Consider the following 10866-nt stretch of genomic DNA (forward strand, 5'->3'; position numbering starts at 1 on the left):
ATTAAGCGATAGTTATTAGCCTACTTCTCTAAAGTTTATACAGTTACCAGTTTGTTTTTTAAGCATATATTGAAAAGTTATTAATAAGGTTGAAGGGTAATATTAGACTTAAGGCGTATTTTAACGGTTTCTTGTCGTGGCTTCCTTTTTGAACTAAGTTTAAATTAATTCATTTAGGAGATTGAACTTTGGAATTTGCTGAGCTATCAACGACTTCAAATGAAGCGATACGAGTGCTTTGTCTCGATGATGAGACGAACGTGATACGGTCATTAAATCGCTTATTCCGTCAAAATGGAATACACGCAGAGCTCTGTAGTGATCCACAGCAAGCCTTGGCGCTTATCCGAGACTCCTCTTTTGAAGTTGTTATTAGTGATATGCGGATGCCTGAAATGGATGGCGCCACATTTTTGCATGAAGTAAAGCGTATTTGCCCAGATACACAACGGATATTACTGACAGGATACTCTGATCTTGCTTCAACAATTAAAGCCATTAATGAAAGTGGGATCCATGCATATATTCAAAAGCCTTGGGATAACGATATACTCGTACATACCGTGAGAGAATGTTCAGAGAAATACAGGTTAAAAAGCACAAATAAGAGACTAAATGAAGAGATAGTACAAAAAAATGCGCAACTCACTGAGTTAAATGAAAACCTTGAAGGACTTGTACAAAAACGCACTGCGCAGATCCGCAAAGTGTTAAGTCAATTAGAGCAAGCTAATCAAAAAGAACGTAAAGAACATCGGGCTACCGTCGAGTTACTTTATAATTTTCTGAATGCAAATCCATTTATCGATGGTAAAAAAGCGAAGAGCATAGCCAAATTATGTAAAATTATAGCTAAGAAGCTAGAACTTTCTAGTGAAGTAGCTGAAACGGCTATGATGTCAGGGTATTTAGCGGAAGTAGGTTTACTTGCTATGGACCCAGAAATTTATAAATCGCCACCGAGAAAACTAAGCGAAGCACAAAAGAAAATTTATTATACGCATCCTTCCATTGCACAGCTTATGTTGATGCCAGCGCAGCACCTATCTGACGTATCCGAGGCGATTTATCATCAGTTTGAAAAATTTAATGGTCAAGGGATCCCTAAAGGTCTTAAAGGCAAAGAAATTCCTTTGGGCTCACAGATACTTGCGGTCGCCCGAGATTATTATGACAACTTATACAGCGCTAACGGTTCTGATAAAGAGAAAGCCGATTTAGCGCTAGATCTTATCCGAACCTATAGAGGAAATTTCTACTCCCCAGAAGTCGTTGATATTTTAGAGAAAGCTGTGAGTAACAACGAGCTAGGCCAAGAGCAAGTCGGTTCGGTTGATATATTGACAACTGAAAAACTCAAACCTGGCATGATATTAGGTTTAGCGCTTCACAGTAATCAAGGAATTTTATTGCTACCAAAAGGCCATATCTTTACTGATAAGTCGATAGATAAACTTAAGCAGCTGGAAACACAACGCCCAATCCCCTTTCGAATTATGGTCAAGCGATAATAATAACTTATCGACTTATCGAATACTCGTTTGCTGGTGTTGTGTAGATAATGGTAAATATAGCTTTTGAGTCTTAAATTGGATCAATGTTATTAAGCCGTCAAATTTTAGTGGCTCGAGAATAACGGACTTGTATTCGCGCAGCACGAACGAAGAACACATCATACTAAAAAGTGAATTCACTCAGTTTGTCTTCAGCTAAAACTATTAATAAAAAAAGCCCAGTAAACTGGGCTCGTTTAACTACTATACTAATCTAGTAGATTATTAAGTGCTTGAAGCGGGTGTTTAGGTTTTTGTCCACTAAAGCGTTTAACCTGACACCGACAAGAGAAGCCAGTCACTAATATTTCATCTTGAGCTGCGTTATCAATATGATGCTGCCATGAGGATTCGTAGAGCGCTCTTGAGTTTTCTTGATTTTGGGCTTCGTGGCCATAAGTTCCCGCCATGCCACAACATCCCGTATTAACCGCTTCTATATTGGAGTTCAACTTATTAAAAATACCTTGCCAAACATTTTTAGATTCAGGCATCGCTGTTGTTTCTGTACAGTGACTTATCAACGTAAATTTTGATGGACTGATTGTCGCAGCCGTTGGGATATCGATTGTTGCAAGCCATTCATGCGCTAATTGTACCTTAAAGTTTCCCCTGCTCTCTTTAAGAATATCATTATATTCATCGCGATAGCACATCACCAAAGAGGCATCGAGCCCAACTAAAGGCCTGTTATATTCACTGACAGTATTTAAAAACTGTGCGGCAGTCTTCGCGGTCGATTTAAATTCCTTTAAAAAGCCTTTAACGTGTTGTGGCTTACCGTTTGGCTTGAATGGTAATACGAGTGGATAAAACCCTAGTTTTGATATAACTTGCACAAAGTCCGATACTAATTCTGCTTCATAGAAACTAGTAAACGGATCTTGAACAACAAATACCACGCTTTTTTGTTCTTCATCGCTTAACTTTTCAAAACTGCGCTCTGAATAGAAATATTTGTTCGGGACTAACTTGCTAAGCTGCACCTTACTTAGCGCTGGCGAGTCAATATAGCCGATCAGCCGTTCAACGAAAAAGTTTGATATGCGATTACTTTGTAGAGCGTTAACTAAATTTGGAAACTTAGCCATGGTAGGCAGTGCTCGCTCTATATTCGCAACTAAGTAGTCTTTAAGTGGACGATTATAACGGCTGTAGTAAAAGTTTAAAAACTTAGCTCGAAACGTAGGAACATCCACTTTTATTGGGCATGCCGTTGTGCACGCTTTACAGGCTAAACATTCATCCATTGATGCTTTAACTTCATGGGAAAAGTCATATTCGTTTTTCTTTCGGGTATTGAGAAAGCGCTCCCACCAAGTAGTATCATTTTCATGATTGATTAATTGCTTTTCTGTAGCAATCAAATCGACCCCTTTATTGCTTTGAAGTCGTAACCACTCTTTAAATAATCCAGCGCGTCCTTTTGGAGAGTTTCTACGATCTTTGGTTACCTTATACGATGGGCACATTGGTGAGTTGTCATCATAGTTAAAGCAAAGTCCGTTACCATTACAATTGATTGGCGCTTCGTAGTTTACTTTTACTTCAGTTGGGATTGTACGATCAAACCAAGCTCTCTTCTGTGCATCGACCGACACTAATTGGTCACTTGAATCCAGTGGTGTACAAATTTTTCCAGGGTTTAAGCGGTTGTTTTTATCAAACAAACTTTTAATTTTACGAAGTTCATTAAATAGTTGCTCACCGAAAAACTCGGGTCCATATTCACTTCGGTAACCTTTTCCGTGCTCTCCCCACATTAGTCCGCGGTATTTTGCAGTTAACGCTACTACTTTATCGGAGATCACACGTAGTAATTTTTCCTGTTCGGGGTCGCACATATCAAGTGCTGGACGGACGTGTAAAACACCGGCGTCAACATGACCAAACATGCCATAATCTAATTGGTAACTATCAAGTAACGCTCTAAATTCAATGATAAAATCAGCAAGGTTTTCAGGTGGAACGGCTGTATCTTCAGCAAAAGCAAGTGGCTTTTTATTACCTTTTGCGTTACCCAATAAGCCAACTGATTTTTTACGCATTGCATAGATCTTAAGGATATCTGCTTTATCATTGGTAAGCTGATAACCAATTACACCCGCTTCTTTATTTGCAATAAGCTGATCTAATCGTTGACATAAACTATCGACTTTAGACGAAATTTCATCTTCGGATTCACCATTAAACTCAACCATGTTAAGACCTTGCATCTCAACACCTGGTACATCTTGAATTAAGTCCGATACTGAATGCCAAATGATGTCTTCTTTGGCAAGACCTAGAACTTTACTATCTACAGTTTCGACCGATGTAGCATTAGCGGAAACCAAGAAAGGGCTGTTTCTAAGCGCTGATTCAAATGAGTCATATTTGATATTGATTAGGGTTTTATATGGCTGAATTGGCGTTAAATTAAGTTTTGCTTCGGTTACAACACCAAGCGAACCTTCAGAACCCGTAATAATTCGAGACAAATCAAAAGTAGTTAGTGAATCGTCGAATACATTTTCGAGGTCATAACCGGTTAAAAAGCGGTTTAGTCTTGGAAATTTTTCAAGTATAAGTGCTCGATTGCTTCGACAGATCTCGATGACATTTGCATAAATGTGAGAAGTCTTTGAGTTTTGCTCAGCTAGTAGCTCGGCTTTATCAATTGCTAACTTCGAGGTATTTAACTCTGTTCCATCCACTAAAAAGGTTTTAAGCCCAAGAACATGATCGCTTGTTTTGCCATAAACGAGTGAACCTTGGCCCGACGCATCAGTATTTACCATACCACCTATTGTTGCTCGGTTACTGGTGGAAAGATCTGGAGAAAAGAAATAGCCGTAAGGTCTTAGAAAGTCATTAAGTTGATCTTTGATCACACCCGCCTGAACTCGAACCCAGCCTTCTTGTTCATTGATCTCAAGAATTTCTCTCATGTGTCTCGATAGATCAATCACAATACCGGGTGTAAGTGATTGACCATTCGTACCAGTTCCCCCGCCTCTAGGGCCAAAAGTGAGAGACAAAAATGGGTCTTGTTGGGCGATTTCAAGTGCAAGTTGTACGTCTCGATTTGTTCTAGGAAATAATACTGCTTGAGGGATTTCCTGATAGATACTATTGTCGGTTGACGTAACAAGACGAGTAGCATAACTCGTATCAATGTCCCCACTAAAACCTGCATCAGTTAGTTTACTTTGATAGAGGTTGATAAGCTCGTTTGCAGAATCCTGCTGACTAATATTTGCGATCATGACGGTATATTTTACTTGCTTTGAATTAATTGTATCACGAAGGATTAATGATCAACTTGAGAATTTTATGGTTTGTTACAATTGGAAATAGTTTATTTTACCACACACCTTATACTCATATTGTATAGGAGGAAATAACATGAAAATTATTTACGACCTTGCTGGTATTGTGTTTTGTATTCTAGCATTGATCTTCTTTGTTGTGCCCGGTCCATCGGTTATCTTTTTACTTGCGGCCTTGGCGTGTTTCTCTATGAATCATGAAGGCGCAAAGAAGCACCTAAAAAATGTGCAGCGTTTATTTAAGCTTGGCTGCGAAAAGTTAGATAGGACATTTCAGAAATGAAATGAAATGGCCCCAATGTGTTGCATTGGGGCCATTAAATTATTTAGTAAACTTTTCAGCTAGATAAAGCCAAGTTTCAAGTACTGTATCTGGGTTAAGTGAAACAGAGTCAATCCCCTCTTCAACTAACCAAGCAGCAAAATCTTCATGATCCGATGGACCTTGACCACAAATACCTACATATTTTCCTTTCGCTTTAGCAGTTTGAATTGCCATTGAAAGTAGTTTCTTGATAGCTGGATTTCGCTCATCAAACAGATGCGCAATCAGACCAGAATCGCGGTCCAGACCAAGTGTTAACTGGGTAAGGTCATTTGAGCCTATCGAGAAGCCGTCGAAATATTCTAAAAACTCATCAGCAAGCAGGCAGTTTGATGGAAGTTCACACATCATAATGACTTTTAGACCATTCTCGCCACGTTTTAGACCATGAGCTTCAAGAATTTCAATAACTTGAGCTGCTTCTTCTAGGGTACGAACGAATGGGATCATGATTTCAACGTTGGTTAGATCCATCTCATTGCGAACACGTTTAATGGCTTCACACTCTAATGCAAAGCACTCTCTGAAGTCTTCAGAAATGTAACGAGATGCGCCGCGGAAACCAATCATTGGGTTTTCTTCTTCCGGCTCATACTGCTGGCCGCCAACCAAGTTTGCATACTCGTTTGACTTAAAGTCAGACATACGAACGATTACACGCTCTGGAGCAAATGATGCACCTAGCGTAGAAATACCTTCAACTAGCTTGCTAATATAGAACTCTACTGGTGACTCATATCCTGCGATTAGCTCTTTAATTTCAGCTTGTAGCTCTGCATCTTGCTTATCAAAATGAAGTAGTGCTTTAGGGTGAATACCAATCATACGGTTGATGATAAATTCAAGACGCGCAAGACCGATACCTGCATGTGGTAACTTCGCAAAATCAAACGCGCGATCTGGGTTACCAACGTTCATCATTATCTTCATCGGAATAGCTGGCATTGCATCGATGCGAGAAGAAATAACATCGAATTCAAGTTCACCTTTGTAGATATAACCTGTATCGCCTTCAGCACATGAAACTGTTACCGTGTCGCCATTAGTGATCAAATCGGTTGCATTACCACATCCAACCACGGCTGGGATCCCCAGCTCACGTGCAATGATTGCAGCGTGACAAGTACGGCCGCCACGATTCGTTACGATAGCAGAGGCACGCTTCATGATAGGTTCCCAATCAGGATCCGTCATATCAGTAACAAGTACATCGCCTTGCTTTACCGAGTCCATTTGATCAATTGAAGACAGGACTTTAACTACGCCTGAGCCAATCTTATGACCGATTGCACGACCTTCAACAATAACTTCAGACTTTGATTTTAGTTGGAAGCGTTCCATTACGTTCGCATCTTCATTTGAACGGACGGTTTCTGGACGAGCTTGAACGATATAAAGCTTGCCGTCGTTACCATCTTTTGCCCATTCGATATCCATTGGACGACCGTAGTGCTTTTCGATAATAACAGCTTGCTTTGCTAATTCTTCTACTTCTGCGTCTGTAATCGAGAATTGGTTAGATAGTGCTGAGTCTACATCAACAATCTCAACTTGCTTGCCGTGAGACTCATCACTTGAGTAGATCATTTGGATTGCTTTTGAGCCAATATTTCTCTTAAGAACAGCAGGTTTTGCTTTTGCAAGCGTTTGCTTATGAACATAAAATTCATCTGGGTTTACTGCGCCCTGAACTACCATCTCGCCTAAACCATAGCTAGAAGTAACGAAGACAACGTCTTCAAAGCCTGATTCAGTGTCGATTGAGAACATAACACCAGACGACGCTTTGTCTGAACGCACCATACGCTGAATACCAGCAGAAAGCGCCACGCCTCTGTGATCATAGCCTTGGTGTACACGATAAGAAATTGCACGGTCATTGAATAGCGAAGCAAAAACATGCTTGATAGCGACCATTACGGCATCAATGCCACGAACATTTAGGAAAGTTTCTTGCTGGCCAGCGAAGGAGGCGTCTGGCATATCTTCTGCTGTTGCTGATGAACGAACAGCAAAGGAGACATCTTGGCTTGCGTCACCGTGTAACTGGCTATACGCCTCACGGATTGCTTTATCTAATTCTGGTTGGAATGGTGTATCGATAACCCATTGTCTAATCTGGGCGCCGACTTTGGCTAATTCGTTGACATCGTCAACATCGAGAGTATCTAGGATTGAGTGGATTTTTTCATTGAGGCCTGATTGCTCAAGAAATTCATTAAACGCATCAGCAGTTGTTGCGAATCCACCAGGTACTTGTACACCAGCGTTAGCAAGGTTAGATATCATTTCACCTAGAGAAGCGTTTTTACCACCAACTCGAGGTACATCTTGCATACCCAACTCTTGATACCAGAGAACGTAGTCTTGCACGGAACTGTCTCCAAAACAAATTGTATTAAATGTGAGAGATTAATTGACCTTTCCACTTGGTCAAGGGCATTCTACAACGGTAAGGCAGTCTTCGTAAACCGCGATGGCTTATTTTCAACAATTTCTGAATGAATAATAGCAAAATGAGAACAGCATTTTATATTTCCGATGGTACCGCTATCACCTCTGAAGTGTTTGGTCACGCAACGCTTTCAATGTTCCCTGTAGAATTTAATCACCAAACGATACCATTTGTAGAAACAGTAAAAAAAGCAAATGAAATCAAAAAATTAATAGACTCGGTTGCTGAGACTTCAGGTGAAAAACCATTGGTGTTTTTTACATTCGTTAATCCAGAATTGTCCGATATTATTTTATCGTCGCAAGGGGTTTGTTACGACTTTTTATCTTATGCGAGCGAAATAGTAAAAAGAGAGCTAAAAGTTCAGCCGGTGCCAAAAATGCACCGCACGCATAGCATTCACGAATCTTCTTATGATTTTAGAATAGATGCCGTTAACTACGCACTTGCAAATGATGACGGCGCAAATATTAAAGATTATGACGAGGCAGACATCATATTGGTTGGTGTCAGCCGCAGCGGTAAAACGCCGACAAGCTTATATTTAGCATTGCAATATGGGATAAAAGCCGCGAATTATCCGATGACAGAGGATGATTTAGAAAGTGGAAAACTACCCAAATGTCTAGATAAATACAAAGGTAAGCTCTTTGGCTTAACCATAGATCCCGAAAGACTAGCCGCAATAAGGCAAGAGAGAATGGCAAACTCCAAGTACGCATCAATCAGACAATGCCGTATTGAAGTCAAAGAAGTCGAGATGCTATTTAAAAAGAATAAAACGCCTTATCTGAACAGTACACGTTATTCCGTTGAGGAAATATCAGCAAAGATTATTTCTGAAACTGGGTTAAAGCGCCATAAATACTAAAAAGGCCGCAATGCGGCCCTTTGTTTGTTGTTTATACTGTTTTACGAGCGTCTTTTAGTAGATCAGCAACTAAAAATCCTAGCTCTAAAACTTGGTCTGCGTTTAGACGCGGATCACACTGGGTGCGGTAACGCTGAGATAAGTCTTCGTCTGATAGACCATAGGCACCACCAACACACTCAGTGACGTGTTGCCCTGTCATTTCTAAGTGCACACCACCAGGATAGCTTCCCTCCGCTTTATGCACTGCGAAGAACTGACTGATTTCTCTTAGGATATTGTTAAAGCTACGTGTTTTATATCCAGTCGTCGCTTTTTCAGTGTTTCCGTGCATCGGATCCGAAGTCCAAATAACTTTGCGGCCTTCTTCTTGAATTCTGCGAACTAATTTAGGGAGTTTTTCGGGCAACACATCTGCACCCATGCGAGTGATAAGTGTTAGACGACCAGGAATATTATCAGGGTTAAGCGCATCGACAAGCTTAATTAACTCATCTTCTTGCATCCCTGGGCCAACTTTTACGCCAATTGGGTTTTTAATACCACGGAAAAATTCGATATGCGCGTGATCTAATTGACGCGTACGTTCACCAATCCAAACAAAGTGAGCAGAACAATCGTACCAATCCCCTGATAGGTGGTCTCGTCTAGTTAACGCTTCTTCATAACCTAACAATAACGCTTCGTGTGAGGTATAAAGCGGAGTTTCCTTCAGGCTTGGTGCTACTGTTGAATCGATGCCACAAACTTCCATAAACTCAAGCGCTTCTTGAATACGCTCTGCGAGCTGTTGAAACTTGTCTTTTAACGGATTCGCAGCTACGAAACTCATATTCCAGCGATTTACCTGATGCAGATCTGCAAGGCCACCCTGCGCAAACGCGCGAAGTAGGTTAAGTGTTGCTGCTGACTGATGATATGCTTTCATCAATCTATCAGGATCTGGGATACGCGCTTCTTCCGTAAACTCAAAACTATTAACGATATCACCACGGTATGAAGGTAAAGAAACACCATCAATAGTCTCAAAATCTGAAGAACGGGGCTTAGCATACTGCCCTGCCATTCGAGCGATTTTGACTACAGGGCATTTACCACCATATGTCAATACGACAGCCATTTGCAAAAGTGTCTTGAACGTATCACGAATATTAGCGGCACTAAAATCTGAAAACGATTCTGCGCAATCACCACCTTGCAATATGAAAGCTTTACCTTCGCAAACATCTGCAAGGCTTTTATACAAGCTTCGCGTCTCTTCTGCAAAAACGAGCGGCGGTGCTGAATTTAGTTCTTTTTCAACTGATTTTAATTTTTCTGAATTTGGGTATTCAGGTTGCTGCAAGATAGGTTTATCTCTCCAGCTATTTGGGCTCCAATTAGCCATTGTATTTTCCTCATTCCAATATGTGTTACCACCATTGAACAGTACCCCAAGCCCCGTTATTCATCAAGGAAAAACTTTAGTTTGTTTTCACATGAGAACACATCATACAATATGCTGTTTAAAACATGAAGCATTTACTAAAATTTTTTAAGATATTAATCGAAGTAACGCCTTTCTTAAGATATGAAGGTTTTTTATACATTTTTCCAACGAACAAAAAACAAGCGAGCTTAAAGTAGGCGACTATCAGACTTTTATCATCTGATCTTTAAATCGCTATAATGAGTATCATCACGCATTTAGAGTGAATTGAAGACCCTGGAATCGATATCAAATATAATCTTGTCGACGTCTTGTTTTTCACTTTGAGTACCTTGATTAGTAGCGCTGACGAATGGAAGTCAATTCAGGAATTTGTGAGCAAGCGGGACCCCACCCTACCTCTTCAGAAAATCATCTTACAGAGCATTTATATACAAAGACGACACACTGACTTTAGCTTATTATTATGTTAAATTGATGTTTGTTTAAGTTCAGACTAGTAATTCTTCAAGTCAGCTATAAGTCATTGGGTAGTGACTCGTCGTATTTTATGAGTATGAAGGAGGCAAGAAAAAATGAGCCTATAATGATTGCTATGAGTACTAATCACATGTGCTATATAGTTTTTGGAAGTATTAACACCTATAGGTACTTCCAACAGCCAACTCCTCCAATGAGAACTCAATGCTGAAAAATTGGAGAGATTTCTCTTAAGTGATCTGGGTTATTAAAATAAATTTTCCTGATTAAGCTATCTTATTGAAACGGCGAGACCTCGCCGAACAATCTATCACTCCCGAATTCAGATAATAAGTGCACCACTCATGGTTAATCGGTGAGGAGAGATCAACTGCCTGTTGGTGGTACTCTGTAATCGCCAAAAAACAAGAGTAGTTACCATGAGTTACAAGCAGTTGATCGA

At 40.2% G+C, this 10866-nt stretch carries 6 protein-coding genes; 3 read left to right on the forward strand and 3 right to left on the reverse strand.

Translation table 11 applies throughout. The features are described 5' to 3' along the window. The first annotated feature begins 188 nt into the window (after positions 1 to 188). Positions 189 to 1511, forward strand: coding sequence for an HD domain-containing phosphohydrolase (locus MHN30_RS07755; protein ID WP_130165569.1), 1323 nt, complete (start codon positions 189 to 191; stop codon positions 1509 to 1511). A 251-nt stretch (positions 1512 to 1762) separates the two neighbouring features. Here the strand turns inward: MHN30_RS07755 and MHN30_RS07760 are convergent, their stop codons facing one another. Continuing rightward, positions 1763 to 4801 carry an FAD-binding and (Fe-S)-binding domain-containing protein gene (locus tag MHN30_RS07760; protein WP_239359161.1) on the reverse strand — a complete coding sequence of 1013 codons (3039 nt, stop codon included), beginning with the start codon at positions 4799 to 4801 and terminating at the stop codon, positions 1763 to 1765. Positions 4802 to 4940: 139 nt separating this feature from the next. On the opposite strand from MHN30_RS07760, the gene MHN30_RS07765 reads away from it, so the two are divergent. Next, on the forward strand, positions 4941 to 5147 hold the full coding sequence (locus tag MHN30_RS07765; RefSeq protein WP_130165571.1) for a PGPGW domain-containing protein: 207 nt from the start codon (positions 4941 to 4943) through the stop codon (positions 5145 to 5147). Positions 5148 to 5186: 39 nt separating this feature from the next. Here the strand turns inward: MHN30_RS07765 and ppsA are convergent, their stop codons facing one another. Further along, complete coding sequence (gene ppsA / locus MHN30_RS07770) at positions 5187 to 7562, reverse strand: phosphoenolpyruvate synthase (protein WP_239359163.1); 2376 nt, start codon at positions 7560 to 7562, stop codon at positions 5187 to 5189. Positions 7563 to 7705: 143 nt separating this feature from the next. Between ppsA and MHN30_RS07775 the strand changes: the two genes are divergently transcribed. Continuing rightward, complete coding sequence (locus tag MHN30_RS07775) at positions 7706 to 8515, forward strand: pyruvate, water dikinase regulatory protein (RefSeq protein ID WP_010378654.1); 810 nt, start codon at positions 7706 to 7708, stop codon at positions 8513 to 8515. Positions 8516 to 8546: 31 nt separating this feature from the next. On the opposite strand, the gene MHN30_RS07780 is transcribed toward MHN30_RS07775, so the two are convergent. Beyond that, positions 8547 to 9902: a 3-deoxy-7-phosphoheptulonate synthase class II gene (locus MHN30_RS07780; RefSeq protein WP_010605527.1), complete on the reverse strand. Its 1356-nt coding sequence runs from the start codon at positions 9900 to 9902 to the stop codon at positions 8547 to 8549. Positions 9903 to 10866: the final 964 nt, after the last annotated feature.

The sequence above is a fragment of the Pseudoalteromonas sp. OF7H-1 genome, from assembly GCF_022347825.1.
Lineage (GTDB): Bacteria > Pseudomonadota > Gammaproteobacteria > Enterobacterales > Alteromonadaceae > Pseudoalteromonas > Pseudoalteromonas maricaloris.

Excerpts from the sequence above, each read along its gene's own strand:
- MHN30_RS07775 (WP_010378654.1), top strand. The coding sequence starts at position 7,706 with ATGAGAACAGCATTTTATATTTCCGATGGTACCGCTATCACCTCTGAA.
- MHN30_RS07760 (WP_239359161.1), bottom strand. The coding sequence starts at position 4,801 with ATGATCGCAAATATTAGTCAGCAGGATTCTGCAAACGAGCTTATCAAC.
- MHN30_RS07780 (WP_010605527.1), bottom strand. The coding sequence starts at position 9,902 with ATGGCTAATTGGAGCCCAAATAGCTGGAGAGATAAACCTATCTTGCAG.
- MHN30_RS07765 (WP_130165571.1), top strand. The coding sequence starts at position 4,941 with ATGAAAATTATTTACGACCTTGCTGGTATTGTGTTTTGTATTCTAGCA.